Annotated in this window: 26 protein-coding genes and 1 tRNA gene; 15 read left to right on the forward strand and 12 right to left on the reverse strand. The window is 58.2% G+C overall.

The window, feature by feature from the left end; genetic code table 11:
- Positions 1-10: 10 nt before the first annotated feature.
- Both ACR0EN_RS12190 and ACR0EN_RS12195 read right to left on the reverse strand, forming a co-directional pair.
- On the reverse strand, positions 11-1,582 hold the full coding sequence (locus tag ACR0EN_RS12190; protein ID WP_480586956.1) for a Re/Si-specific NAD(P)(+) transhydrogenase subunit alpha: 1,572 nt from the start codon (positions 1,580-1,582) through the stop codon (positions 11-13).
- Between the two features lie 132 nt (positions 1,583-1,714).
- Entirely contained in the window at positions 1,715-2,164 is a 450-nt protein-coding gene (locus tag ACR0EN_RS12195; RefSeq protein ID WP_170397122.1) for a methyltransferase family protein, read from the reverse strand.
- A 196-nt stretch (positions 2,165-2,360) separates the two neighbouring features.
- On the opposite strand from ACR0EN_RS12195, the gene kynU reads away from it, so the two are divergent.
- Entirely contained in the window at positions 2,361-3,554 is a 1,194-nt protein-coding gene (kynU, locus tag ACR0EN_RS12200; RefSeq protein WP_480587198.1) for a kynureninase, read from the forward strand.
- Here kynU and ACR0EN_RS12205 read toward each other — a convergent pair.
- Complete coding sequence (locus ACR0EN_RS12205; RefSeq protein ID WP_170397125.1) at positions 3,547-4,125, reverse strand: TetR/AcrR family transcriptional regulator; 579 nt, start codon at positions 4,123-4,125, stop codon at positions 3,547-3,549. The genes kynU and ACR0EN_RS12205 overlap by 8 nt on opposite strands.
- 99 nt (positions 4,126-4,224) lie before the next feature.
- On the opposite strand from ACR0EN_RS12205, the gene ACR0EN_RS12210 reads away from it, so the two are divergent.
- Together ACR0EN_RS12210 and ACR0EN_RS12215 are read left to right on the forward strand one after the other, a co-directional pair.
- Positions 4,225-4,689 carry a (2Fe-2S)-binding protein gene (locus ACR0EN_RS12210; protein WP_170397127.1) on the forward strand — a complete coding sequence of 155 codons (465 nt, stop codon included), beginning with the start codon at positions 4,225-4,227 and terminating at the stop codon, positions 4,687-4,689.
- 3 nt (positions 4,690-4,692) lie between these two features.
- Positions 4,693-6,933 carry a xanthine dehydrogenase family protein molybdopterin-binding subunit gene (locus ACR0EN_RS12215; RefSeq protein ID WP_480586959.1) on the forward strand — a complete coding sequence of 747 codons (2,241 nt, stop codon included), beginning with the start codon at positions 4,693-4,695 and terminating at the stop codon, positions 6,931-6,933.
- Positions 6,934-6,984: 51 nt separating this feature from the next.
- On the opposite strand, the gene ACR0EN_RS12220 is transcribed toward ACR0EN_RS12215, so the two are convergent.
- The 4 genes from ACR0EN_RS12220 to ACR0EN_RS12235 all read right to left on the reverse strand — a co-directional run bounded on the left by ACR0EN_RS12220 (position 6,985) and on the right by ACR0EN_RS12235 (position 12,285).
- Complete coding sequence (locus tag ACR0EN_RS12220; RefSeq protein ID WP_480586962.1) at positions 6,985-8,325, reverse strand: autotransporter outer membrane beta-barrel domain-containing protein; 1,341 nt, start codon at positions 8,323-8,325, stop codon at positions 6,985-6,987.
- Positions 8,326-8,728: 403 nt separating this feature from the next.
- Complete coding sequence (locus ACR0EN_RS12225) at positions 8,729-9,508, reverse strand: gamma-glutamyl-gamma-aminobutyrate hydrolase family protein (protein ID WP_480586965.1); 780 nt, start codon at positions 9,506-9,508, stop codon at positions 8,729-8,731.
- A gap of 134 nt (positions 9,509-9,642) precedes the next feature.
- Complete coding sequence (locus ACR0EN_RS12230; RefSeq protein WP_170818037.1) at positions 9,643-10,068, reverse strand: heme-binding protein; 426 nt, start codon at positions 10,066-10,068, stop codon at positions 9,643-9,645.
- A gap of 81 nt (positions 10,069-10,149) precedes the next feature.
- Positions 10,150-12,285 (reverse strand): malate synthase G, encoded by a 2,136-nt coding sequence (locus ACR0EN_RS12235; RefSeq protein ID WP_480586968.1) that lies wholly within the window; start codon positions 12,283-12,285, stop codon positions 10,150-10,152.
- 204 nt (positions 12,286-12,489) lie between these two features.
- On the opposite strand from ACR0EN_RS12235, the gene pepN reads away from it, so the two are divergent.
- The 6 genes from pepN (at position 12,490) to ACR0EN_RS12265 (ending at position 20,379) form a co-directional block, all read left to right on the forward strand.
- A complete protein-coding gene (gene pepN, locus ACR0EN_RS12240; protein WP_170818039.1) occupies positions 12,490-15,042 on the forward strand; it encodes an aminopeptidase N in 2,553 nt (850 codons plus the stop codon).
- The gene (locus tag ACR0EN_RS12245; protein ID WP_170397141.1) at positions 15,039-15,467 is read left to right on the forward strand and encodes a hypothetical protein; all 429 of its coding nucleotides are present in this window, start codon (positions 15,039-15,041) and stop codon (positions 15,465-15,467) included. The genes pepN and ACR0EN_RS12245 overlap by 4 nt, the downstream gene beginning before the upstream one ends.
- A 126-nt stretch (positions 15,468-15,593) precedes the next feature.
- A complete protein-coding gene (locus ACR0EN_RS12250) occupies positions 15,594-16,853 on the forward strand; it encodes a hypothetical protein (RefSeq protein WP_170404131.1) in 1,260 nt (419 codons plus the stop codon).
- Between the two features lie 77 nt (positions 16,854-16,930).
- Complete coding sequence (gatB, locus tag ACR0EN_RS12255) at positions 16,931-18,442, forward strand: Asp-tRNA(Asn)/Glu-tRNA(Gln) amidotransferase subunit GatB (protein WP_170424174.1); 1,512 nt, start codon at positions 16,931-16,933, stop codon at positions 18,440-18,442.
- 153 nt (positions 18,443-18,595) lie between these two features.
- The gene (gene pepT / locus ACR0EN_RS12260; protein WP_480586971.1) at positions 18,596-19,834 is read left to right on the forward strand and encodes a peptidase T; all 1,239 of its coding nucleotides are present in this window, start codon (positions 18,596-18,598) and stop codon (positions 19,832-19,834) included.
- A 98-nt stretch (positions 19,835-19,932) separates the two neighbouring features.
- Positions 19,933-20,379, forward strand: a complete 447-nt coding sequence (locus tag ACR0EN_RS12265) for a DUF4177 domain-containing protein (protein ID WP_170397148.1) — start codon at positions 19,933-19,935, stop codon at positions 20,377-20,379.
- Positions 20,380-20,651: 272 nt separating this feature from the next.
- Here ACR0EN_RS12265 and ACR0EN_RS12270 read toward each other — a convergent pair whose 3' ends face one another.
- The gene (locus tag ACR0EN_RS12270) at positions 20,652-20,894 is read right to left on the reverse strand and encodes a glycine zipper 2TM domain-containing protein (protein WP_170397150.1); all 243 of its coding nucleotides are present in this window, start codon (positions 20,892-20,894) and stop codon (positions 20,652-20,654) included.
- A 364-nt stretch (positions 20,895-21,258) separates the two neighbouring features.
- Positions 21,259-21,334, reverse strand: a tRNA-Thr gene (locus ACR0EN_RS12275).
- Positions 21,335-21,513: 179 nt separating this feature from the next.
- Here ACR0EN_RS12275 and ACR0EN_RS12280 point away from each other — a divergent pair.
- The gene (locus tag ACR0EN_RS12280; protein WP_170424180.1) at positions 21,514-22,389 is read left to right on the forward strand and encodes a hypothetical protein; all 876 of its coding nucleotides are present in this window, start codon (positions 21,514-21,516) and stop codon (positions 22,387-22,389) included.
- A gap of 10 nt (positions 22,390-22,399) precedes the next feature.
- Here ACR0EN_RS12280 and ACR0EN_RS12285 read toward each other — a convergent pair whose 3' ends face one another.
- A complete protein-coding gene (locus tag ACR0EN_RS12285; RefSeq protein ID WP_170397751.1) occupies positions 22,400-22,666 on the reverse strand; it encodes a DUF2312 domain-containing protein in 267 nt (88 codons plus the stop codon).
- Between the two features lie 147 nt (positions 22,667-22,813).
- On the opposite strand from ACR0EN_RS12285, the gene ACR0EN_RS12290 reads away from it, so the two are divergent.
- Positions 22,814-23,032, forward strand: coding sequence for a hypothetical protein (locus ACR0EN_RS12290; protein WP_170397154.1), 219 nt, complete (start codon positions 22,814-22,816; stop codon positions 23,030-23,032).
- A gap of 9 nt (positions 23,033-23,041) precedes the next feature.
- On the opposite strand, the gene ACR0EN_RS12295 is transcribed toward ACR0EN_RS12290, so the two are convergent.
- A complete protein-coding gene (locus tag ACR0EN_RS12295; protein ID WP_170397156.1) occupies positions 23,042-23,257 on the reverse strand; it encodes a hypothetical protein in 216 nt (71 codons plus the stop codon).
- Between the two features lie 242 nt (positions 23,258-23,499).
- Between ACR0EN_RS12295 and ACR0EN_RS12300 the strand changes: the two genes are divergently transcribed.
- Genes ACR0EN_RS12300 through ACR0EN_RS12315 form a run of 4 tightly spaced genes read left to right on the forward strand, consistent with a single transcriptional unit; the run spans position 23,500 to position 25,680 of the window.
- Positions 23,500-24,363, forward strand: a complete 864-nt coding sequence (locus ACR0EN_RS12300) for an MBL fold metallo-hydrolase (protein ID WP_170397158.1) — start codon at positions 23,500-23,502, stop codon at positions 24,361-24,363.
- Between the two features lie 19 nt (positions 24,364-24,382).
- Entirely contained in the window at positions 24,383-24,811 is a 429-nt protein-coding gene (locus ACR0EN_RS12305) for a YeeE/YedE family protein (protein ID WP_170397160.1), read from the forward strand.
- The gene (locus ACR0EN_RS12310; protein WP_170424184.1) at positions 24,811-25,242 is read left to right on the forward strand and encodes a DUF6691 family protein; all 432 of its coding nucleotides are present in this window, start codon (positions 24,811-24,813) and stop codon (positions 25,240-25,242) included. Before ACR0EN_RS12305 ends, ACR0EN_RS12310 begins: the two co-directional genes overlap by 1 nt.
- A 9-nt stretch (positions 25,243-25,251) precedes the next feature.
- Positions 25,252-25,680: a protein tyrosine phosphatase family protein gene (locus tag ACR0EN_RS12315; RefSeq protein WP_170397163.1), complete on the forward strand. Its 429-nt coding sequence runs from the start codon at positions 25,252-25,254 to the stop codon at positions 25,678-25,680.
- Between the two features lie 5 nt (positions 25,681-25,685).
- Here the strand turns inward: ACR0EN_RS12315 and ACR0EN_RS12320 are convergent, their stop codons facing one another.
- A complete protein-coding gene (locus ACR0EN_RS12320) occupies positions 25,686-26,780 on the reverse strand; it encodes a FliM/FliN family flagellar motor C-terminal domain-containing protein (RefSeq protein ID WP_480586974.1) in 1,095 nt (364 codons plus the stop codon).
- Between the last annotated feature and the right edge of the window lie 61 nt (positions 26,781-26,841).

The raw sequence follows: 26,841 nt of genomic DNA on the forward strand, positions 1-26,841 counted from the left end.
CCCGGCCTCCTTAAGATTTCTGGAACATGGCAAGCATGCGCCGGGTTACGAGGAAGCCGCCGAAGATGTTGATTCCGGCCATGAAGACTGACAGCGCCGCCAGCAGAATGACCAGGAACGACCCCGATCCGATCTGCATCAAGGCTCCAACGATAATGATCGACGAGATCGCGTTGGTGATCGCCATCAGTGGTGTGTGCAAGCTATGGCTGACATTCCAGATCACCTGGAAGCCCACAAAGATCGCCAGCACAAAGACGATGAAATGCTGCATGAAGCTGGCCGGAGCGATCAACCCCACCAGCAACATCAACGCACCGCCGACGCCGAGCAACGTGAACTGTTGCTTGGTCTGCGCTTTGAAGGCCGCGATTTCCTGCGCCCTTTTCTCTTCCGGTGTCAGTTCCTTGACCTCGGCCTTAGGCTGTGCCGCAATCGCCTGCACCTTGGGCGGAGGTGGCGGGAAGGTGATCTCGCCTTCATGGGTCACAGTCGCGCCACGGATCACGTCATCTTCCATGTCGTGATTGACCTTGCCGTCCTTCTCGGGTGTCAGGTCAGCCATCATATGACGGATATTGGTCGCGTACAGAGACGATGACTGCGCCGCCATCCGGCTGGGGAAGTCGGTATAGCCGATAATGGTCACGCCATTGTCGGTCACGATCTTCTCATCCGGCACCGTCAGTTTACAGTTACCGCCCTTTTCCGCTGCAAGGTCAACGATGACCGAACCCGGCTTCATGCTTTCGACCATATCTTTGGTCCAAAGCTCAGGTGCCTCACGGTTGGGGATCAGCGCCGTGGTGATGACGATGTCCATCTCGGGCGCCAGTTCCCGGAACTTGGCAAGCTGGGCGTTGCGGAATTCTTCCGACTGGACCGATGCGTAGCCACCAGTCGATGCACCGTCCTGCTGTTCTTCCTCAAAATCCAGATGGACGAACTCAGCCCCCATGGATTCGACCTGCTCGGCCACTTCGGGGCGCACGTCGAACGCATAGGTGATCGCACCCAGCGAGGTTGAGGTCCCAATCGCGGCCAGACCAGCCACACCAGCACCAACGATCAGCACCTTGGCAGGCGGCACCTTACCGGCCGCCGTCACCTGACCGGTGAAGAAACGGCCAAAGTTGTTGCCTGCCTCGATCACAGCACGGTACCCGGCGATATTGGCCATCGAAGACAGCGCGTCCATCTTCTGCGCGCGCGAGATACGCGGGACCATCTCCATCGCGATCACGGTCGCGCCCTTGGATTTGGCGGCCTCCATCCCATCTTCATTCCCAGCCGGGTTAAAGAAGGAAATCAGGGTCTTATCCTTGGTCAGACGCTTCAGTTCGGTGGCATCGGGCTGACGCACCTTGGCAATAATATCCGCCGCCTTCCAAAGCGAGGCGGCGGTCTTCATGACCTCAACGCCTGCGGCTTCATAAGCGGCGTCCGAAAACCCCGCAGCAGCGCCTGCACCCTTTTCGATCAGGCACTCATAGCCCAGTTTCTGCAACTGCACAGCCGAGTCCGGAGTCATCGCGACCCGGTTCTCGCCCTTGTACGTTTCCTTTGGCGTCCCAATTTTCACCAGTCGGTTCCCCCTAATTTTTGATTCAGGCCAGGTGGGTGTTCAGCATAGAATGACAAGCAGACATGTATCCTGCGCAAGATTATTTCGCAAGCGCAGCAATTATGACGCTGTGTCATGATGACCACACCCTTATATCCAGCGCCGGGTCTTGCGTTCATACCGGGCGAAATCGGCGCGGAATGTGCGGCGCAGACGGTCTTCCTCGGGTATGATAAAGCGGCGTTCCAGCACCCAGACAAAAACCGGGATCAGCACCAGCGACAACACCGCGTCAAAACGCAGGATCAGCCCGGTCAGGATCAGCACATCGCCCACATAGATAGGATTGCGGCTGCGCTTATAAATCCCGGTCTGCACCATGGTCGAGGGTGTTTCGTGCGGAAAGACCGTGGTTTTGTGCCGGCGGAACTCGATTACCGCCATCACGGCCAGAATGATACCGCCACCGATCAGTATGCCGCTGAGCAGATCTGTCACCGCCCCATCCAGAGACAACCCCAGCGGCAACACGCGGGCCTGGACCCAGGCGAGCAAGGCAAAGCCCACAAGCCAAACAGGTGGTATGTCGATCAGGCGCATGGCTGTCCCTTCACGCGGCGACACATGGTGGCAGATGTCGCTTCTGATCGCTCTCCTATCGTTTTCTGACCGCATTGGCAAAAGCGCAGGGTGTCGCATCGACCCAGGGCGCTGGACAACCCGCACCAATAGACAGACACAACGGGATCAGATAGCCAGTTACAACCTGACTGTTTCAGAAAGACAAAGCCTCGCCATGACCGATTTCGCCAAAACCAAATCCATGTTTCACCTGCCCGAGGGCGTTCTTTATCTCGACGGTAACTCTCTGGGCCCGTTGCCGAAATCAGCCGGTGACCGTGTCGGAAGCATGATGAAGGACGAATGGGGTCAGTTGCTGATCACCGGCTGGAACAAAGCCGGGTGGATGGGCATGCCGACCGGCCTGGGGGATCGGATCGGACGGCTGATCGGGGCAGAGCCCGGCAGCGTCGTGGTGGGCGATACTCTGTCGATCAAGGTTTATCAGGCGGTCGCCTCAGCGCTGGAGCTGAACCCGACCCGCAAGGTCGTCCTGTCGGACAACGGCAATTTCCCGTCGGATCTTTACATGGCAGATGGACTATTGCGATCACTGGGAACGGATTACGAACTGCGCGTGGTCGATCCCGAAAGCGTCGCTGCACATATCACCGAAGAGGTCGCCGTTCTGATGCTGACCGAGGTCGATTATCGCTCCGGCCGTATGCATGACATGAAGGCTTTGACCGAACTGGCCCACGCGAACGGTGTCGTGACCGTCTGGGACCTTGCCCATTCTGCGGGGGCAATCCCGGTCGATCTGTCCGGTTGCAACGCGGATTTCGCTGTTGGCTGCACGTATAAGTACCTCAATGGCGGTCCCGGTGCGCCAGCGTTCGTCTATGTCGCTCCGCGTCTGTCGGATCGCGTGCGCCCGGCGCTTTCGGGCTGGTTGGGGCATGAAGCCCCCTTTGCCTTCGATCTCGACTATCGCCCCGGCGCGGGAATCGAGAGGATGCGGGTCGGAACCCCTCCGGTCATTCAGATGGCAGCGCTGTCGGCAGCGATGGATATCTGGGACATGGCTGAAATGGCCGATGTGCGCGCCAAGTCAATCGAATTGACCGAATTGTTCATTACCCGGGTTGAGGCTACCTGCCGGGGATTGACACTCGCAAGCCCCCGCGATCCAGCCCAGCGCGGAAGTCAAGTATCGTTTCATTTTGATGAAGGATACGCTGCCATGCAGGCTTTGATCGCGCGTGGCGTGATCGGCGATTTCCGAGCGCCCGATATCATGCGGTTTGGCTTTACACCGCTATATGTCGATGAAGGGGATGTAGAACAGGCCGCCCAAATTCTGGCCGATATCATAACCAACAAGCTGTGGGACAAACCGGAATACAAAATCCGTCAGCGCGTCACCTGACCTCAAGCGCCGCGCCCAAAAGCGTGGCCAATTGCGAAATGCCTTGTTCGAACTCTTCAGCGCTGGAGGCTGTCATCTTGACGCCCTTCAGCGATGTGGTGATTGTCTTTGCGGCCTCATCCGGGCCGACAGGCAAATGCGCGCGACCTGCCGCATCCTCGCGCCGTAACCATTCGGCGTAAAGTCGCGTCAATTTGGCCTCGCCCTCCTGAACGATATCCGTCGACATGGATTTGGTCGCGTCCAGCATTTCAAGCCCATGAGGTGAGGCCAAAATTTCAGCCATCCCGTTTGATTGCGCCTCGATCGCCTGAGCGAGGATCTGAGGCAAAGGACCTTCGCTGGCCAAGGCTTCAGCGACTAGGGTAACTTTCTCGCCATAATAAAACTGCGTCAGTTCGCGAACGATGGCCTCTTTATTCTTGAAATGCAGATAGACCGCAGGCCGGGACATCCCTGCCCCTTTGGCAATGTCATCCATCGAAGTTTTCTTAAACCCATAGGTCGCAAAGGCCTGAAATGCCGATTTCAGAATGGCCGCTGTCTTGGAATCTTCACTTACACTCGTCATGCGAGAACCTCTGACACTTCTTGTTCATTTTGTCAATTGACAAGCTGACACTTTTCATTAATTATGTCAGAAACCAGCCAAAGCTAAGAGAGGTGCGCCATGGCGACGGCCCTTAAGATCAACGGAAAGACCCATCAGGTTGATCTGCCTGATGATGTGCCCTTGTTATGGGTTCTGCGTGATGAGGTTGGACTAACCGGTACCAAGTTCGGCTGTGGTGTGGCTGCCTGCGGTGCCTGCACCGTTCATATTGATGGTGAGGCCGTGCGGTCCTGCCAGGTAGCGCTCTCGGATGTTTGGGGTGATGTCACCACGATCGAGGGGCTTGGCACGCCTGACGCCATGGCAACGATCCAGAAGGCCTGGGTTGACCACCAAGTGGCCCAATGTGGTTACTGCCAGTCGGGCCAGATCATGCAGGCCGCATCGCTACTGGCTGAAAACCCGGCCCCAACGGACGAAGACATCGACGATGCGATGCAAGGCAACCTTTGCCGCTGTGGCACCTATCCTCGCATCCGCGCGGCCATCCATGATGCCGCTGCCAAGTTGAAGGAGGCTTGAGCCATGGGACGTATCGGTAAAATCGTTCGCCGCACATTCCTGATCGGATCTGCCGCCATCGTAGGTGGAGTGGCCTTCGGTGCCTACTACGTCACGCGTCCAGCTGCGAACCCGCTGAAACCGCGTGACGGGGAAACCGCGCTTAGCCCCTTTGTTCTGATCGACCAGCAGGGCGTGACCCTGTTCGCCCCCCGCGCTGAAATGGGTCAGGGCGTTATGACCACCTGGGCAGCACTGATCGCCGAGGAGCTGGATGTTGAGCTGGACGAAATCCGTGTGCTGCACGGACCTGCTGCTGCCGCCTATTACAACCATGCTCTTATGGGGGAAAGCCTGCCAGGCAAGGGCTATGACATCTCGGATTTCCAGCACAATCTGGGTGAGGCACTGGGTGTTCTGGGCAAAACATTAAGCCTGCAGGTTACCGGCGGCTCAACCTCGATGAAAGACGGGTTCGAACGGATGCGGATGGCCGGCGCTACTGCGCGAGAAACCTTGAAGCAGGCTGCCGCGGACCAACTGGGGGTCGATCGCGATCAACTCATGACCGAAAATGGTGCTGTGGTTGCCCCGGATGGCACGCGCATTCCCTATAGCGAACTGGCCGAGGCCGCAGGCCAGATCGAACCGCCCGAGGTTTCCCTGCGTGATCCGTCCGAATGGCGTTTGATCGGCAAATCCCTGCCCCGCGTCGACATTCCGGGCAAATCCACCGGCACCGCCACCTTTGGCATCGATGTAAGGCCAGAGGGCCTGAAATTCGCCTCGGTCCGCATGAACCCCAAGCTGGGCGGGGCAATGAACGGCTTTGACGCCAGTGCTGCAGAAGCTATGCCCGGCGTTGAAAAGATCGTCGATCTGGGCACGGGCGTCGCGGTGATTGCCAACAACACTTGGCTTGCCATGCAGGCGGTCGAGGCGATTGACGTGGATTGGGGCGATGCCCCCTATCCGCCCGATACTGATGCGGTATTCGCGCAAATTGCCAAGGCGTTTGATGACGCCCCGAACTCGACCATGCGCGATGAAGGCGATGTCGAAACGCTTCCTGAAGGTGCCACCGAGATTACGGCAGAATATACCGTGCCCTATCTGGCCCACGCCACAATGGAACCGATGAACGCCACGGCGCTCTATACCAGTAACAAGCTGGACCTGTGGTGCGGCAATCAGGCCCCGACCCTGATCCAGATCCGCGCAGCCAACACCGCCGGTCTAGATACCGAAGCGGTTGAGATTCACACCACCTATCTGGGCGGCGGTTTCGGCCGCCGGGGCGAGTTGGATTTCGGCGAGATCGCCACAAAGGTCGCCATGGCCATTCCAGGCACCCCTGTGCAAACGACGTGGAGCCGCGAAGAGGATATGCGTCACGATTTCTACCGCCCCGGCGCGATCGCGCGCATGCGGGGGGCAGTGAAGGATGGCAAGGCCGTTCTGATCGACGGTAAGGTTGCTTCGCAATCCCCGACCCACCAAGCGGTCGAACGTGTGACGGGTTTCTCTGGCGGCGGCCCCGACAAGGTTCTGGTCGAAGGCTTTTTCAACCAGCCCTACGCGGTGCCGAACTACAGAATGAGTGGTCACGTTGCCGATTTGGCTGTACCGGTTGGTTTCTGGCGCTCGGTCGGCAACAGCCACAATGCCTTCTTCCACGAGACCTTCCTGGATGAAATGGCCCATGCCGCCGGGCGCGACCCGCTGGAGTTCCGGCTGGAGTTGGCAAGGTCCGAGTTCGCCCCGGCTGCGGGGTGCCTGGAGGCCGTGAAAGAGATGTCAGGCTGGACCGGCAAAACCCCCGATGGTGTCGGACGTGGCGTGGCAATGGCCTACAGCTTTGGCACCCCTGTCGCACAGGTCATCGAAGTGGTGGACGAAGACGGCACCATCCGCATCAACAAGGCCTGGATCGCCTGCGATGTCGGCTTGGCTTTGGATCCGGCGACGGTCGAGGCGCAGATGATCGGCGGCATGATCTACGGATTGTCTGCCGCCGTTCAAGAAGAGATCACCTTTGCCGATGGTGAGGTCGAACAGTATAATTTCCCGGATTATGATGCGTTAAGGATGCAAAGCACACCGATCACGGAAGTCCGGATACTCGAGACCAACAAACATCTGGGCGGTGTCGGTGAACCGGGGACACCGCCGTCGATGCCCGCTTTGGGCAACGCGCTGTTCGACCTGACCGGCCAACGCGCGCGCAGCTTGCCGCTGAACAAGCAGTTCGACTTTCTCGTATGATCAATTTGCGCCGACCCGGCTATGGGTCGGCGCACGCTCTTTCTGATGGCCTTAGAAGTTGACAGAGAGAAAGATTGCAGCTTCCGTCGCTTCAAAATCACTTTCGAACATGTCGAGATATCCGATTGAAGCCTCCAGAAACACCGTCTTGCTTGTGCGTCCTCTCACACCCAAACGGGTTGACCAAACAACATCATTGTCAGTGTTTGCAACTGTTCCACCCCCTAAGTTCTCGCGTTCAAACCAATAGGTCGCGCTGAGCGATGCATAAGGTGAAATGACAGAGCTGCCATTGAAGAACGGACGACTTACTTCGACCTCGGGCGTTAGGGCACTGTATTTTGCTTCTTGGATTTCACCAATAAACTCGGCTGGATTTCCCAGATACGTCCCGGTGAGATCGTAGTCCTCGGCACTGTAATGATAGTAATCAAACGAGATCGACGGACGAATTAAATAAGCTCCAGCCTCATATTGTCCGATTGCCTCGAGATTCGCGCGCCAACGGGTGCGATCAAAATCACCGCTCAGCTCCAGCACATCCACATCCGAGGAGAAGCGACCGACCGTCGCGAGACCGTTTAGAACCCACCTCTCAGACATCCGCCAGGCGAAATAGGGTCCGATCGCGAATCCCGAAGTATCCTGAGAAAACTGCCCCTGAAAGCCGTCCAGCTGGGTGTTTTCGTATTCAAGCTGCAAACCAAGCACGAGGTTTTCTTGGACAAGACGGTCGATTCCAATTTCGAAAAAGCTGTCGTTCACATCCAGTTCGCTGTTTCCACGGGTGTCTTCAATGTCTGTGTAGGTGAAATTGGTCCATACATTCCAAACAGATTCTGGCCCAAACTCGCGCCCCTCCGTCAGCGGAGGGCCGACAACCGGATCGCACAAGGCAGGGTCAAGCTTACCCGTCGCATCCGCCACGCAGGCTTGATCATCGCCCGAAGGTCGCCCACTTACGTAGAGCGGATTAACGGGTCGACCTGTCTCGCCTATGTTGCCAATTCCACCGCCCGACCCTCCGGAACCGCCACCAGAGCCACCACCAGAACCGCCACCAGAGCCACCACCGGATCCGCCCGAGCCGCCGCCACCGCCGAAGCCACCCCCGGAACCGCCGCCTCCAAAGCCGCCCCCGCCTCCGAATCCGCCACCTGATCCACCCGAGCCGCCGCCACCGCCGAAGCCACCACCGGAACCGCCGCCGGATCCACCCGAGCCGCCTCCGTTTCCTCCCCCGCCGCCACCATTGCCACCACCCCAACCCGGCAGCGTCCAATCTCTTTTTTGGTTTTGCGTATCGATCAGACAGTCGCGCCCATTTGGTGCCCCTCCGCGTTTGAACAGACGATGAACGCCCCCTGATCCATTAGATACGAAGGGAGACAAGCTTAGATGAACTCCGGGCCGAGATCGGCTCCAGGTATCAACGGTCGTGTTGCCCTGTGCAGCTTCCAGACGAAAAGCACCGCTTTCCGTCTGCGATAACCACAATGAGGATGAAGAGTCAGGTGTTCGCCCGATGTAAAGCAGGTCTCCGGCCGAGCTGCATTGTTGCGCATGCCCAGCAGTTCCCAGGACCGCCAAAAAAAGTGCCGCAGGAACGAATTCTCTTAAACCGCGAGGGTACTTTCCTGAAAAGCTGTGCATGAACTGCTCCGAACCCAGTCAGATTTGAATATGGCCAAGGGTATCTCGGCGCAAATTCGCGGTTCAGGGAAGATATCCAATTATCTTTTTATTCGAATGTTGCCGGCAAACCTTAGAACGATCCATCGACAGATTAGCGTGACTAAGCAGACTGCCGGATCGCCCCGACCGTTTTCGCGTTTTTCCAATCGTATACGGCGCGACCAAATTCCTTGAACAATGGCCGCGAAACCGGGTCATTCGCCGCGTCCCATTCAGGGTGCCATTGGACCGAAAGGGTAAAGCCGGGGGCATCCTCGACATAGATCGCCTCGGGCGTGCCATCAGGCGCGTGGCCATCGATCACCACATTCTCGCCCAGCGTCTTGATCCCTTGTCCGTGTAACGTATTGGTCATAACTTCGGCCGCGCCCAGCAGGCGGTGGAACACACCACCTTCGGTTAGCGACACGACATGGCGCAGAGCAAACTTCTCCTCCAAAGTGCCGTCGGGTGGCATCCGGTGGTTCTGACGCCCCGGGAGGTCACGAATCTCAGGGTAGAGCGTACCACCTAAGGCGACGTTTACTTCTTGAAACCCGCGACAAATCCCAAAGAACGGCTGGCCCCGCTCAGCACAGGCCCGGATCAGAGGCAGCGTGATTGCATCCCGCGCGCGGTCAAACTCACCATGCGCCTCGGTCGCGGGCTCGCCATATTCTTCGGGGTGAACGTTCGGACGGCCGCCGGTCAACAGGAAGCCGTCGCAAACCTCAAGCAATTCATCAACCGAAACGTAACGCGGGTCGGCGGGGATCAGTAGCGGCAGACAGTCAGACACGTTCGAGACCGCCTCGGAATTCATCGTCCCGCCCGCATGGGTCGGATACTGATCATTCATCAAGTAAGAGTTGCCGATTATTCCAACAACGGGGCGCGCCATTCCAAGTCCCTTGTTTCGCTCATTTCCTGCAAAACCTATCGGCAGGTTTGGTCGCGCGCAACGGCACAGACCCTGCATGGTAGCGCAAGCGCGTGTTCAGCGACGCACATCCCCCATTTTGTTCAGCAAAGGGCTCAGATCTCTCCCGTCAACCCAGCGGCTTCGATACCTGCCAACGCGGCCGCTGCGTCATTATCCGAAGTATCGCCAGTTACACCCACGGCACCGATCACCGCGCCCTTGCGGTCACGCAGCAGCACACCGCCCGGAACCGGAATTACCTGACCGCCGTAAACTCCGTTCACCGCCGCCATGAAATAGGCCTGCCCCTCGGCCCGCTGCATCTGCGCAGTCCCCGCCATGCCCAGCATCACCGATCCGTAAGCCTTGCCATGCGCGATTGCAAACCGCCCCGGCGCGGCGCCATCTTCGCGTTCGAACGAGATCACGTGGCCTCCGGCGTCCAGGACAACAACCGAGAGCGGTTTCAGCTCCATCTCGCGCCCTTTTTCCAGAGCTTTACGAATGATGGTCCGCGCTTTGCGCAATGAAATGTTCATGCCCGATCCTTCTCATCTGGCCAAAAATACCTTCGGGGGAGCACGAGGGGGCAGACAGCCCCCTCGTTCCTGCCCTTGCCCCTAGCTCAAACTTGCCTTCAGTTCCAGGCGACGGGCGTGCAGCACAGGCTCGGTATAACCCGAGGGCTGCACCCGCCCCCGGAACACCAGATCACAAGCCGCCTGAAACGCCACCCCGTCAAAACCCGGTGCCATGGGCCTGTAGGCCGGGTCTCCTTCGTTCTGACGGTCCACTACCGCGGCCATTTTCTGCATCGCCGCCATCACCTGTTCCTGACTGACCACATCGTGATGCAACCAGTTGGCCAGCGCCTGCGAAGAAATCCGGCAGGTCGCGCGGTCCTCCATCAGACCTATGTCGTTGATATCCGGAACTTTCGAACAGCCAACACCCTGATCAATCCAGCGCACAACATAGCCCAAGATTCCTTGTGCGTTGTTTTCGATCTCACGGGTGATCTCACCAGCGCTGAGATTACGCCCGCCCAGCAGAGGTATGGTCAGCAGATCATTCAACGTACCGCGAGCCCCACCAGCGGCCAATTCATCCTGGCGCGCCAACACATCGATCTTGTGATAGTGGGTTGCATGAAGCGTTGCAGCAGTAGGTGACGGCACCCAGGCGCAGGTTGCACCGGATTGCGGGTGGCCGATCTTGGTCGCCAGCATGTCCGCCATCCGATCGGGCATGGCCCACATACCCTTGCCAATTTGCGCTCTGCCTTTCAGGCCGCAGACCAGTCCGATATCCACATTGCGATCCTCGTAAGACGCAATCCATGGCGTATCCTTGATATCGCCCTTCGGCAGCATCGGGCCTGCCTCCATAGAAGTATGAATCTCATCCCCAGTCCGATCCAGGAATCCGGTATTGATAAAGGCCACGCGCGATTTTGCGGCCCGAATGCATTCCTTGAGGTTGGCCGATGTGCGCCGCTCTTCATCCATAATGCCCAGCTTCACCGTATTGCGCGGCAGGCCCAGGATATCCTCGACCATGTCGAAAATCTCGACCGAAAACGCCACCTCCTCGGGCCCGTGCATCTTGGGTTTGACCACATAGACCGACCCCTTGACCGAGTTCCCGCCCTCGCGCTTCAGGTCATGCATGGCGATCAGCGTTGTGCAGAGCGCGTCCATCAAACCTTCACCAATCTCGCGCCCTTCGGCATCCAGCACTGCGGGGTTCGTCATTAGATGGCCCACATTTCGCACCAGCATCAGCGACCGACCTTTCAGAGTGGCTGGCGTGCCATTCGGAGCCATGTAGGCCAAATCCCCAGCAAGCTTGCGCGTGAAGGTTGTGCCGCCTTTCGTAACCTCTTCGGTCAGGTTGCCGGCCATCAAGCCAAGCCAGTTTCCATAGGCCAACACCTTGTCGGTCGCGTCGACACAAGCAACAGAATCCTCGCAATCCATGATGGTCGAAAGCGCGGATTCCAAACGGACATCAGAAATACCTGCAGGATCGGTGGCGCCAATTGTGCTATGCGCATCAATCCTGACTTGAATGTGCAACCCGTTGTTGCGCAGCAATACAAACTCCGGTACTTCAGCCGCGCCAGCGTAGCCTGCGAACTGAGACGGGTCGGCGAGCTTCGGTATCAGCGCACCGTCCCTAACGCTTAACCCGGAGACCTCCGCCCAGGACCCTTCGGATAGCGGCACAGCCTCATCCAGGAACGCCTTCGCCCAGGCGATGACCCGCGCACCGCGCCCGGCGTCATAAGCCTTGCCTGTCGGCAGATCGCCTAACGCATCTGTTCCATAAAGCGCATCATATAAACTGCCCCAGCGCGCATTTGCGGCATTCAACGCAAAGCGCGCGTTGGTGATTGGCACAACCAATTGCGGTCCGGGGATTAGCGCGATTTCAGGGTCGACACTGGCTGTCTCGATCTCGAAATCGTCGCCTTCCTCTACCAGATACCCAATCTCACGCAGAAAAGACTGATATTCAGCCGCGTCAATGGGCAACCCCCGCCGCGCCGCGTGCCAGCCATCGATCCGGCCCTGAATGTCAGCCCGCTTGTCCAGCAGCGCCCGGTTTTTCGGCCCAAGCTCATTGGCCAAGCGCGCCAGACCCGCCCAGAAATCAATTGCCGAAACTTCCGTGCCCGGCAGCGCCTTCTGTTCGATGAAATCCACCAGAACCGGGTCAATCTGCAGCCCGTTGCGGGTCTCTCTGCTGCTCATATTCCGAATCCCCTACGATTGTGTGCCATTGTATGCGCTCCTCAATTAGGGCGTTCGTTTCCGATAGGCAACTTCTGTCCCGACATGAGGGGCATTTGACCCAGCGCGAACCGTCTCAAATGAACAGCGGCAATGGCACATCGGTTGCAGCGTCCGCGCGAAGCCCATAACGTCGCGCCAGATTCCCAGTCGATGAGGCCCCCGATGCGCGACGCCGCCCCCACAACGATTTATCTGAAAGACTACACTCCGTTCGGGTTTCTAGTGGACAGTGTGCATCTGACCTTCGATCTGACCGCACACGCCACTCGCGTCACTTCCCGCATCGCCTTCCGCCCGAACCCCGAAGCGACCGACCGCACTTTTTTTCTGCATGGCGAAGAGCTAAAGCTGATCCGTGCCGCAATTGATGGCGACGTGATCACGCCTGAGGTGACCACCGAAGGCCTTACCGCAACGGTTCCAGACGCGCCTTTCGTGTGGGAGGCCGTGGTCGAGATCGATCCCGGCAACAACACCGCGCTTGAGGGGCTGTATATGTCGAACGGCATGTATTGCACCCAATGCGAGGCCGAAGGGTTTCGCAAGATCACCTATTACCCCGACCGCCCGGATGTGATGTCTACCTTTACGGTGCGCATCAATGGCGACCTTCCCGTGCTGCTATCGAACGGCAACCCTTCGGGCAAAGGCGAGGGCTGGGCTGAATGGGTCGATCCATGGCCAAAACCCGCCTATCTGTTCGCGCTGGTCGCCGGAGAGCTGATCGCCCATCCCGGCCAGTTCACCACCAAATCCGGTCGCGACGTCGAACTAAATCTCTGGGTCCGCCCCGGCGATGAAGGCAAATGCGCCTTTGGCATGGAAGCCCTTAAAAAGTCGATGAAATGGGATGAGGACGTCTATGGCCGTGAATACGATCTGGACGTGTTCAACATTGTGGCCGTCGACGATTTCAACATGGGCGCGATGGAGAACAAGGGGCTGAACATCTTCAACTCCTCAGCCGTTCTGGCCAGCCCTGAAACCTCGACCGATATGAATTTCGAACGGATCGAGGCGATCATCGCACATGAGTATTTCCACAACTGGACCGGCAACCGCATCACCTGCCGCGACTGGTTCCAACTGTGCCTGAAGGAGGGGCTGACTGTGTTCCGCGACGCGCAGTTCACTTCGGATATGCGCTCGGCCCCTGTAAAACGTATCCACGATGCCATCGACCTGCGCGCGCGGCAATTCCCCGAAGATAACGGGCCACTCTCGCACCCGGTCCGCCCCGAAAGCTTTCAGGAAATCAACAACTTCTACACCTCAACCGTCTATGAAAAAGGCGCCGAGGTGATCGGGATGCTGAAACGGCTGGTCGGGGATGAGGCCTACAGCAAAGCACTGGACCTGTACTTCGATCGCCACGACGGGCAGTCCTGCACGATCGAAGATTGGCTGAAAGTATTCGAAGACACTACGGGCCGCGACCTGACCCAGTTCAAACGTTGGTACAGCCAATCCGGTACCCCCCGTGTCTCAGTTGCCGAAGACTGGACTGATGGCACCTATACCCTGACGCTGCGCCAACGGACCGAGCCGACGCCGGGTCAAGAGGACAAGCAACCTCAGGTCATCCCTATCGCTGTGGGTCTGCTTAGTCCAAACGGGGACGAGATACGTGCGACCGAAGTGCTGGAACTGACCGAAGCCGAGCAGAGTTTTATCTTTACCGGTCTCGCGGCCAAACCTGTGCCCTCGATCCTGCGTGATTTCTCGGCCCCTGTGATCCTTGAACATGAGATCAGCAATGCCGAACGCGCCTTCCTTCTGGCTCATGACACCGACCCGTTCAACCGCTGGCAGGCAGGGCGGTCGCTAGCCGAGGACACCCTGCTGCGCATGATCACCGATGAGGCAACGCCTGATACCGACTACCTTGACGGCTTGCTGGCAGTGCTACGGAATGAGGCGCTGGACCCGGCCTACCGGGCACTGATGCTGGGTCTGCCGACGCAATCGGAACTGGCCGCAACACTATTTGACAAGGGCATCACCCCCGACCCGATGGCGATCTGGCGAGCGGTTGAGACTTTGCGTCAAGCCACGGCGCAACACGTTCAAGACCTGCTCCCTCGTCTGAACAGTGAAACGCTGGTGGACGCGGCTTATCAGCCGGACGCTGAACAATCAGGCAAACGCGCCTTGGGCAGCGCGGCGCTTGCGCTGACCTCGAGACTGGATGGAGGTGCCAAGGCCGCAGAGCAATATGCACGTGCTGACAACATGACCCTGCAGTTGGCCGCGCTGTCTTGTCTGCTCCGCGCGGGCAAAGGCGAACGTGAGCTGGCCGCCTTCTATGATCAATGGCAGCATGACCGGCTGGTCATGGACAAGTGGTTCGCCATGCAGGTCTTGATGACCGGACCGGAAAAATCGGTTGAGACCGCGCACAGGTTGACCGAGCATGCTGATTTTAATTGGAAAAACCCAAATCGTTTCCGCGCCTTGATGGGATCCCTGGCAGGCAACCACGCAGGCTTCCACCAAGCGAACGGAGCAGGTTACGCGCTGCTGGCAGACTGGTTGATCCGACTTGATCCAGTAAACCCGCAGACCACCGCCAGGATGTGCAGCGTGTTCCAAACTTGGAAACGCTATGACGCCGACCGTCAGGCCTTAATACTTGCACAACTGAATCGCATTGCCGACACGCCGAACCTGTCCCGGGACACGACCGAAATGGTCACGCGCATCTTGGGCGCATGACCGCGTTTACGTTCACTCGACAGAACCGAAATCAGCGAACGGTTCTGATCCTGATCGGCGTTTACGCGATGTTGATCGCTTTGATGATCCTGCTGAACGCGGTCTGGTGGCTGATGGCGCTTCTGGCCCTGACTACCCTGCCCGCGCTGTGGGATGTTATCAAGGACACCAGCGCAGGTATGGAGCTGACCGATGAAACCCTGCGTTGGCACACCGGCCAACGTCAGGGACAACTCAAGCTGTCCGAGGTGGATCGATTCCGGTTTGACACGCGGTGGGATTTCTCAGTGCGCGTCTCAGCGGTTCTGAAATCCGACAAACGCGTGCGTTTACCCGATGAATCACTGCCGCCACACAAGCAATTCGAAATGGTCCTGAATCAGGCGGGATTCGCGGTCGAACGACATCATTTTAGAGTTTTCTGAAACGATTCATGGAGTCTGGGCCACATTGGCACCTGAATCACGGGTTCTCCGCGACGCAGTCTTGATTTGAGCAGATTTTTTGGCAAACTGGACGGGTTACAAGTTTGTTCCAGTTCGAGTTTTGCCATGTTTTGGTCTTTGAAGGCTTTTGCCGCCCGTATTGTCGGTTCTTCTGATCCCACCCCTACACCTCTGCCTGCGTCCGTCGCCGATGCTACTGCATGGCTTGTCGCCTCGGGGCAGTTGAACATCCCAATCGCAGAATCAGATGAAAATGATGCGATCGGGCATCAGGTGATCGAACGTGGCCGCCATCTGGCGCGGCAGGATATGTGGGCAGAACTGTCGCTGGAGATGCGCGCTGCAGATGAGGGGCGCAAGGCTACCCCTTGCGGGCAGCCGATCTCCGAGCTGTTGGCATTTGGGGCCCGGTCCGATGTGGTTTTGGCGGCCGAGCACGCGCTGTCGGACGGCAAAGCACTGTCAGACTATGATCTGCTGGGCGGGATCTCGGAATTGGAAGGCGAGATTCAGAACCATCCCGATGATCCGATGATCACGCTTGTGGTTGCCTTGGCCCATATCGATTTGGCGTGGGCCTGGCGCGGGACGGCGCATCCGGACACGCTGCCGGCGCTGCACCAATCCCGTTGTGCCGCGCATTTCGACCGGGCTGCTGCGCTGCTTCCGAAATGCCGCGCTGCGCTGCCCGACAGTCCGGCGATTGCTGCAGCGGATTGCGCTTTGCTGGCAGGACACATTGATCCGCGCACCCGCGTTGCTGATAAATACGAGGCCCTGATCACGCTGGATCCCCAGAACCATCGCCACATGCGCGCGATGGGCAGCCACCTGCTGCCACGCTGGTTCGGCAGCTATGAACAACTTGAAGTGCAAGCCTTGCGCAACGCCGCACGGACCCAGAAAAATTGGGGTGCGGGTGGGTATACCTGGGTGCAATTCGACGCCATCGCGCTGGATGACGAGGCCTGCGCGCGGGTAGATGTCGAATACTTCCTTGAAGGTTTGCGCGATATCGTTGCACGTCGTCCGGATCAGCAGACAATCAACCTGCTGGCGGCCTATTGCTCGGTCACATTGCAGAACAGAATGGGCCAGAACCCGCGCGCCGATATCGCCCGCAAACAGATTTGCGAGGCCGCAAACTGGCTGATCCGCGATCACATGACTGAACTGCATCCGCTGATCTGGGCCCACGCGGCGAACGGGTTCAATAACAGCCTTCGCGTCAACTCGGCCGAGCGTTTTGCCGCCCGTGGTCGCCGCGATGCGCTGAAGGCAATCGCCAATCTGTTGCGGGATGAGTTGCGCAGTGGGCAGAGTGTGACCTTTACACCGTCGGGGCTGCAGTTCTCGGGGAACTAAAGCGCCATTGCCCCTTGCCCCTTTGGCGCGCCGGGCCTAATACGCAGGCTTAGACTTCTGCGGAAATGAGGCGCGCCATGCTCGACCTGACATACGAAATGCCCAAACCCAAAACCATTGCCGGGGCCAAGCACGATTGGGAACTGGTGATCGGGATGGAGGTGCACGCTCAGGTCTCGTCCAACGCCAAACTATTCTCGGGCGCGTCGACCCAATTCGGGGCCGAGCCGAATTCGAACGTGGCGTTTGTGGACGCCGCAATGCCGGGGATGCTGCCGGTGATCAACGAGTATTGCGTTGAACAGGCCGTACGCACCGGGCTGGGTCTGAAAGCGGATATCAACTTGAAATCGGCCTTTGACCGCAAGAACTATTTCTATCCCGACCTGCCGCAGGGCTACCAGATTTCCCAGCTTTATCAGCCTATTGTAGGTGAAGGAGAAGTTCTGGTCGAGATGGGTGACGGCACCGCGCGCATGGTCCGCATCGAACGCATCCACATGGAGCAAGACGCGGGCAAATCGATCCACGACATGGATCCGCATATGTCCTTTGTCGACCTGAACCGGACCGGCGTCTGCCTGATGGAGATCGTTTCGCGCCCCGATATTCGCGGGCCGGAAGAGGCCGCGGCATATATCGCCAAGCTGCGTCAGATCATGCGTTACTTAGGCACCTGCGACGGCAACATGCAGAACGGCAACCTGCGGGCGGACGTAAACGTTTCGATCTGTTTGCCGGGTGCTTACGAGAAGTATCAGGAAACACAGGACTTTTCGCATCTGGGCACGCGCTGCGAGATCAAGAACATGAACTCGATGCGGTTCATCCAGCAGGCGATTGAGGTCGAAGCCCGCCGTCAGATCGCAATCGTCGAAGCGGGTGGCGAGATTGATCAGGAAACCCGTCTGTATGACCCGGACAAGGGTGAGACACGCTCGATGAGATCTAAAGAAGAGGCGCATGACTATCGCTACTTCCCTGACCCCGATCTGTTGCCGCTGGAGATCGAACAGGCATGGGTGGATGACATCGCCGCCAATCTGCCCGAGCTGCCAGACGATAAAAAAGCTCGTTTTATCAGTGCGTTCGGCCTGACCGACTATGACGCATCGGTGCTGACCGCCGAGGTGGAATCAGCGGCTTATTTCGAAGAGGTCGCCAAGGGGCGCAGCGGCAAGCTGGCCGCGAACTGGGTCATCAACGAACTGTTTGGTCGCCTGAAAAAAGAAGACCACGACATCACCGAGTCTCCGGTGTCTCCGGCTCAGTTGGCGGGTATCATTGATCTGATTTCGTCGGATGCCATCTCGGGCAAGATCGCCAAGGATCTGTTCGAAATCGTCTATACCGAAGGCGGTGACCCGGCGCAGATCGTTGAAGACCGCGGCATGAAACAGGTGACAGATACCGGCGCGATCGAGGCCGCTTTGGACGAGATCATCTCGGCCAATCCGGCACAGGTTGAGAAGGCCAAGGTGAACCCGAAACTGGCCGGATGGTTCGTCGGTCAGGTGATGAAGGCCACCGGCGGCAAGGCCAACCCGAAGGCCGTTAACGAACTGGTCAGCAAAAAGCTGGGTTCGTAAATCTTCCGAGTTGTACAAACCCCGGACAGGGGTTTGTTCGACTTGTACATAACGAAAACTTAATTTCAGAGCGCTCAAATCGGGCAAGCCATCGGCTTGACTCCCTGCCCGAATGCGCATTCTCATCTCGCCAAGTCAGAGAGGTGAGCATCAATGAAAAATCGTTTCGATCAGGAACTGGAAACCCGGCTGATGCGCTATGCCGCCATCGACAGCCAGAGCGATGAGACCTCGCCATCGACCCCCAGCACCGAAATCCAGTTCGACATGCTGAACCTGCTGAAGCAAGAGCTTACCGAAATCGGTGCGCAGGATGTTGAGATGACTGGTGACAGCGTCGTGGTGGCAACCATCCCCGGTACGGCCGAAGGGCCGACCATCGGGTTTCTGGCGCATGTAGACACCGCGCCTCAGTTCAACGCAACAGGGGTCAAGCCGCGGGTGATCAAGGGGTATAATGGCGGCGAGATTACATTCCCCGATGACCCCGATCTGGTGCTTTCGCCCGAAGAACACCCCTATCTGGCCGAGAAGATCGGGCATGACCTGATCACCGCCTCAGGCACCACGCTACTGGGGGCTGATGACAAGGCGGGCGTTTCGATCCTGATGACGATGGCGCGACACCTGCTTGAGAACAAGGACATGCACCATGGTCCGATTCGCATCGCCTTTACCCCGGATGAAGAGATCGGGCGCGGTGTCACCGAACAGCTGCCCAAAGATCTGGGCGCGGATTTCGCCTATACGCTGGACGGGCAGGAACTGGGTGAGATCGAATACGAAAGCTTCTCGGCCGACCGAGCGGTGATTAAGATCACCGGCGTGTCGATCCACCCCGGGCTAGCCAAAGACAAAATGGTAAACGCGGCACATCTGGCTGCAAAGATCGTGCAGACCCTACCTCAGGCAACGATGACGCCCGAGGTGACGGATGGGCGCCAGGGATTCATCCATGTCACCGATATGAACGGCGGCTCGTCCGAGATGGAGATAAAACTGATCCTGCGCGATTTCGAGATGGATGCGCTGGAAGCCCAGCGCGAGATCGTCCGACAAGTCTGCGCCGCCGTTCAGGCCACCGAGCCGCGTGCGACCATCACCTGCGACATCTCCCATCAGTATCGCAACATGCGCTATTGGCTGGAAAAGGACATGACGCCGGTTGATCTGGCCCGCGAGGCCTGCCGTGAACAAGGGATCGAGCCGGTCTCGGTGCCGATCCGGGGTGGCACCGACGGCTCGCGCCTGACCGAATTTGGCACACCGACACCTAATATCTTCACGGGTATGCAGTGTATTCACGGACCGCTAGAGTGGATTTCGGTGCAGGACATGGCGGTCGCGACAGAAACCTGCTTGTCACTCGTAGGCAAAGCAGCGCGGAGCTAAGGCCACAGTGCGGGCCGAAATTCGCCAATGCGCGATCTTGGCTTTCGCCCGCCTGTCAAAATGTTAATTTGCCCCGACACGGCAATCAGGACCAGTTGATGCAGCGCTACGAATACAAAGTTGTCCCCGCTCCGCAAAAGGGCACCAAGGCGAAGGGCGTGAAAACGCCCGAGGGCCGGTTTGCCACCTCGATCGAGCAACTGCTGAACCAGATGGGACAGGACGGCTGGGAGTATCAGCGCGCCGAATTGCTGCCCAGCGAAGAACGTTCGGGGCTGACCGGGTCAACCACCAACTGGCGCAACGTGTTGGTTTTCCGCCGGGCTCTGGCGTTGGAAAAACCTGAACAGCCCGAACTCGTCGAAGAGGACACCGCCCCAACCGCGCGCGCAGTCCCGGGACCCGAAGAGGTTCTGGCCAAAACTCCTGCCGCCCCTGCCCCAATCTCGGAAGAGCCCGAAGACCCGCCCTTGTCTTTGAAACCTTCGGACGAAGTGGCGGATGACGAAGTGCGCCCCGAGCAAGCACGCCCAGCCGAGCCGTGATTGGATAACAATCAATCGAAGGATACCGCGTGAAGGGGCAAAGCCCTTATACCCTGCCCCATAACGGTTATGCTTTCTCAGTTCCGACCCGCGAACCCCATCGGCGAGAAACGACGCAGTAATGGGATTGCTGCTGAGCCAGTTGACCTTGAATTTGGCACATCCAGGAAGCTAGGCGCGCAACCGCCAGACAGGGCAACTAAATGACCTGCGAAACCAATATTTGCGGAGCCAAAAACGAGCTTGGGGTAAGAGGGTTTATTGCAAGGTTGTCAATTGCAAGCTGATTGCCCTGCATACATCCCAGCGCCTGCACCTGCTGCAGTCGCGAGTGTCTTGCCTGTACCGCCACCGAACCGATTTCCAACCACTCCCCCAAGGGCAGCGCCACCAAGGATTCCCGCAGCGCAGCGAGCGTCTTGCTGTACCTGCGCCTGAGTTGGCGTCGTCGGAGCCCCGCAAGCAGCCAAGAGCAGTGAGGTCGCAAGCGCACAGGTTGTCAGTGCTTTGTTCATCTCGATTGCCTCTCAAATACCAAATAGTTATCTGAGTAAGTGGCTCTGGCGCGTCTAGCGTACAAGATATCAGCGTCTGTTTGATTCGAGATTAATCAAAACTTAATAAAGAAGACTAACGGTCGAGCGCTTAATGCGATATTTGCTGGTTTCCGATGGTTGCGGGTGCCGGGTTCCTGGTAAACCGCGACATTGGACGGCCGTGTTTTAATTGTAGAAAACGGGCGATGAGCGCGGAGCATCACAGTAAGATTTGACGCACAATAAAGCGCGACTACTGAATCTTCTGTTCCCCTATATTTGCCCCCAAGACCACATAGGTCGCGAGCCAGATCGAGCAAATACACATAGATTTCTGAGGAGATGGTGCCCCCACACGGACTCGAACCGCGGACCTACTGATTACAAATCAGTTGCTCTACCAGCTGAGCTATAGGGGCACTGGGTGTCGATTAATATCTCGGAACAGCGACTGCAAGCCCGAAATTTCGGGTCATCTTAACTTTGTGCTGGTTTGCCTTAGGATAACAGTAATATCAGGCCTCATCCGAATTTGACTGCACCGGGGACAGGTTGTAACCCAAGCGGCGATCCCGACCGAGGTGAGGACAATTCCGATATGCAGATGGTCATCCAAGCCGGAGCGCACTTTACCGACCATGATCACCTGCTCAATCTGCTGCAGGCGAATGCGGATCTGGTTGCGGGAAATCATACTGCCTTCTGGGGGCTTCGTCCGTTCAGAAAGATCTTTCGACCTGCGCTGAAACCCTCTGCCGACCGGCCATCACATCAGGATACACTGGCGCGATTTCATAAACTGTTCCCCAATGGGCAGCAGGTTGACCGGGCGATCTTGTCGAGCGCGCTTTACCTGGGGGAACGGCCTTCCATCATCATGGATGGGCAATTTTACGCGAATGCCGGTCAAAGGTTGGCCTATCTGGATAATCTGTTCAGCGATTCGACGGTTGAGCTATTCGTGGGGCTACGTAATCCCGGCAGCTTTATTCCCAAGGTGCTGATGCTGCTGTCGGCGCCTGAGCGCGAGCATATCATTGCCACCACCGATCTGAGTTGCCTGAGTTGGCTCGCCATGATCGAAGACATTCGCGACCTAGCGCCAGATGTCAAAATCACTTTGTGGAGCAACGAGGATTCGCCGCTGATCTGCGGCGACATCGCGCGCGCGCTAGTGGGGCTACCCGAGGACACGCCGCTGGAACAGGAATACGCGCTGCTGTCCTCACTTGTCTCAGACATGGGCAAACAGGAGATTCAGAGCTTGTTAGAGCATCAAGCGGCCCCCAATGATCCCGTGCTCAGGGGCAGGCTGGCGCAGGTGTTTCAGCAGCATGCGCTGACGGATGAAATCGAAGAAGAGGTGGAGCTGCCTGGCTGGAACGAAGATATCGTTACCGCCTTTACCGAGCTTTATGAGCAGGATCTGGCACGGCTGCAGACCATGCCAGATATACGTTTTCTGAACCCGTAACCGGCTGGCGCTACATGCCCAGCGCTTCCTTGTACATTTCCAGCACCGCCTCTTCCTCGGCGATGTCGTCCTTGTCGCGCTTGCGCAGGGCGACGACCTTGCGCATGACCTTGGTGTCGTAGCCGCGGGCCTTGGCCTCGGCCATGACCTCTTTCTGCTGGTCGGCGATGTCTTTCTTTTCGGCCTCAAGACGCTCGAACCGTTCGACGAACTGGCGCAGCTCGCCTGCGGTCACTCGGTAGTTGGCTGCGGCCTGATCTTCGGTGATGTCTTCCATCTGCGTCTCTCCCAAGGGCTGAAAATAAGGTGCCGGATACATCGGCACCGACCCGACCGCAAGCGTGCATTCTGCACGGTGGGCTTGTCTGACCTGCGCCGATCCGATAAGCGCGGTCACGGATTCAAAGGGTGAGCGTAAACAACCATGTTCGACATTATCGTCTGGGGCGGGGCCGCCCTGTCTGTGGCCGGGCTGGTCGGTCTGGTCTGGTGCATCCTGCAAGTGATGAAAGCGCGCAAAGCCAACCTGACGGATGACGAGTTGCGCGCTGCAGTTCAGGGTGTTCTGCCTTGGAATCTGGCGTCGCTTTTCCTGTCGGTACTTGGGCTGATGATGGTTATCCTGGGCATTTCGCTGGGATAACCAGATCGATCAGATCGGCATATTGTCGAACCGCGCCTCAAGCACGTCTTCGCATAGCGCAGCATCCAGCCGACGCAAGCGCGATGGGATATGAACCCCCTGCGCGCGCATTTTATCCAGAACCATGCTGACATGTGGCTGAAGCTCTAGCCGGGTCTCAAGACACGCACCATTCAGCTTTTGTTCAAGCCGTTCCGCTTCGGTAAAAAGATCCTGAGCAGTCATTTCCTTCCTCCCATATGGTGCCAATGTGCCTGATATAGGTAACGAGTTTAAGACGAGCACGAGACCGGAACAAAACATCGCGAATTCTTGCCTAGTCAGGCAAAAAACCGTCAATATGCCTGTGGTCGCTTAAAGCATACGCTCAATTCGCGGTGATTGCTTTGACAGACATCAACTTGTGATTTGGGGCTTTAAACATATTCCACTATTGTTATATGTATGCAAGCTGAACGGAGGAACCCATGACGCCCAGTGTGAAAGCTTTTTTCGACCCGCAGACCTTCACCGTCTCATACGTTGTGCAGGAACCTCAGGGGCAGGCCTGCGCCATCATCGACAGTGTACTGGATTTCGATCACGCCTCGGGGCGGACCGACACCAGCTCGGCCGACCAGATTGTCGACTATGTGACGGCACAGGGACTGAAGGTGGAATGGATTCTGGAAAGCCATGTCCATGCCGACCACCTGTCAGCAGCCCCTTACCTACAGGAAAAGCTGGGTGGTCAGATCGGGATTGGCGAGAATATCGTGGTCGTTCAGGACACGTTCGGCAAGGTCTTCAACGAAGGCACCGAGTTTCAGCGTGATGGCAGCCAGTTCGATGCACTGTTTGCCGAAGGGTCCAGCTTTCACATCGGCCAGATGCGCGGGGACGTTTTGCACACGCCGGGCCATACGCCCGCCTGCATGACCTATGTGATCGGTGATGCGGCGTTTGTGGGCGACACGCTGTTCATGCCGGATTTCGGAACCGCCCGGTGCGACTTTCCGGGCGGGTCATCGGCGGATTTATATGCCTCGATCCAGAAAATCCTGTCTCTGCCCGATGAGACTCGGATTTTTGTGGGCCATGATTACAAAGCGCCCGGTCGCGATGAATACGCGTGGGAGACCACAGTTGGCGAACAGAAGGCGCTGAACGTTCATATCGGTCAGGGCCGCAGCGTCGAAGAATTTGTCGAGATGCGTGATGCGCGGGATGCAACCCTTGCGATGCCGCGCCTGATTTTGCCCTCGCTGCAGGTCAATATGCGGGCCGGTCAGATGCCACCAGCGGATGAGCAGGGCGACGTTTTCATGAAAATCCCAGTCAATAAGCTTTGATACGAGGGCAGATGAGACAATGAATATCGAATGGATTTCGGGTCTGGCTGGTGGTCTGCTGATCGGGCTAGGTGCCAGCGTTTATCTGCTGTGTAATGGGCGGATCATGGGGGCGAGCGGCATATTGGGCGGGCTGCTGGAACGCAGCGACCGGAGCGTAATGACTGAACGCCTGGCTTTCGTCGCGGGTTTGATCGGGATGCCCTTATTGCTGCGCCCATTGATTGCGCCGCAGGCCGAGACCCATTTGACCCCGGATCTGGCGATCGTGATCCTTGCTGGGCTGCTGGTGGGGGCTGGGACACGGATCGCCAATGGCTGCACTTCGGGTCACGGCGTTTGTGGGATTTCTCGCTTCTCGTTGCGCGGGATCGTCGCAACGGTGTTCTACATTCTTGCAGGTGGCCTGACGGTTGCGCTGTTTCGCCATGCTTTGGGGGTGATCTAATGCGCGCAGTGTTTGCTTTTCTCGCCGGATCGCTGTTCGGCATCGGGCTTTTGATCTCAGGCATGACCGACACCACCAAGGTGCAGGGGTGGCTGGATGTGTTCGGCAATTGGGACCCGACGCTCGCCTTTGTCATGGGCGGGGCGATCCTGCCGATGCTGGTGGCGTGGCGATTGACACGGAACAGGGTCCCTGTTGTGGGCGGACAGTTCCCCGCCCCGCCCCGTGTTGAACTGGATCGCCGTCTGATCGTCGGGTCGGTCCTGTTCGGCGTCGGTTGGGGATTGGCGGGTTTGTGCCCGGGCCCGGCGATGGCCTCGCTTGGATATGGGGGCGTTGGCGGGATTGTGTTCCTGATTGCGATGATCGCAGGCATGTTTGCGGCACCAAAGCTGGGTGCGCAACTGGACAGGATCGCCGACGCAGCCTAAGCAATTGCCATGGAGATTCGACCGATAACCCCCCGCTACGCCGTCTCACCTCAGATCTCGGTGGAGGACGTGCCAGCCATTGCCGAGGCCGGTTTCGTCAAGGTGATCTGCAACCGTCCCAATACCGAAGTTCCGCCGGATCAGCAGTCAGACGCCATCGGTCAAGCCGTTCGCGAGGCCGGGATGGAATATGAGGTTCTGGAGTTGACACACCAGACGATGACACCGGAAAACGTGGCGCTGCAACGCGATCTGGCCGAAAGCTGCAGCGGGCCGGTTCTGGCCTATTGCGCCTCTGGCACACGATGTTCGGTGGTCTGGGCGCTGGGACAGTGCGATCGGCTAAGCACGGATGAAATCCTCGATGCGACCGGAAAAGCAGGCTATGCGCTCGACGGGTTGCGCCCGGCATTGGAACAGCTGCGAGGGCGCGGATAAGCCTCCTAGTCGCGGCCATTGCCTTCGGGCGCTGGCAGACCGGCGAGGTGCGAGATTTCCGTGACACGCTGTTCGGAACTGGCAGGCAACAAGTCGTCGGGTTCCAGGAGGGAATCCTCGGTCGTCAGATCATGCGCTACAATATCGTCATCAAGCGGGGACGACATCTCGTCATCCGGGGCCGAGGGCGTCGAGCTTGATTTGCTGGCCAGAAATCCGGCGCAGTCCTTGGCGGGCAACGCAGTAGGAGGGCCTTGTTCGTTGATCCGTACCGCACGCATTCCGCCGCACTGTCCCAGACGTCCGATGGCGGTTCGGGCACGATCGATTGACAGAACTTCAACCCGATCCACCCGCGCGCCCTGCAGCGACAGGACATCCCCGACGGACATTCCCGAAAGCGCTGTCAGCGGCAAAGACAGGCGGCAGATCACGGTGTTCAGCTCAGCCCGAATTACCCCGGATGCCTGATCCAGATTCACCCCCGATTGGGTGATATCCGCAACCTGTTCCTGATCCGAGAGCGGGCGTTCGGGCAGCAGGATACTGACCTCGCCCTGACGCGGACCACCGGCAAGTTCGACCGTCAGATCAAACATGCGATAGACCTCATCCACCAGCGCCAGGTTCAGTGCGCGCCGACCTTCGGCGCGTGAGGTGAACTCATACCCGGACAGGCTGGCCATGTCTGCCGGGGACTCAACCAGTTTAAGCGCCCTGCTCAGCATATCCTCGATCAGAGGGGCGACCATGGCAGCGTCGGTGTCGGTAAACGCACGCTCGGGTGGTGGGTCAGAGGTGACCATGGCAATCGTTTGCTGCTGGACGATGGCAGAGACGCAACCCGGGTCCAGACAGGCTGCAGCCAGGCCGCCCTGATCCGAGGTAAACAGCAGCATCAACCACCCCTCATTCAGCCGGTCGGCTATATCTTCCTGCGCACGTACGGCCTGCTTTGCCCCGATGACCGACAGCGCCAGCCCCATGCTTTCGCCGGAGGCGCGTGCCAACCCCAGCCGCAAGGCGCGCAGGACCGAGCGGGGCGTGTCGGCACCGCATTGCCCCGCTGAAAGCTTTCGTGCCAGTGCTGATGTGGTCATGGCCCCGTTCCGCCGTTTGTCGATGCGATGACAATTTGTCTAACCCGGCGGAGGTTACGAA

The sequence above is a fragment of the Ruegeria sp. AB7 genome (genome assembly GCF_056542625.1).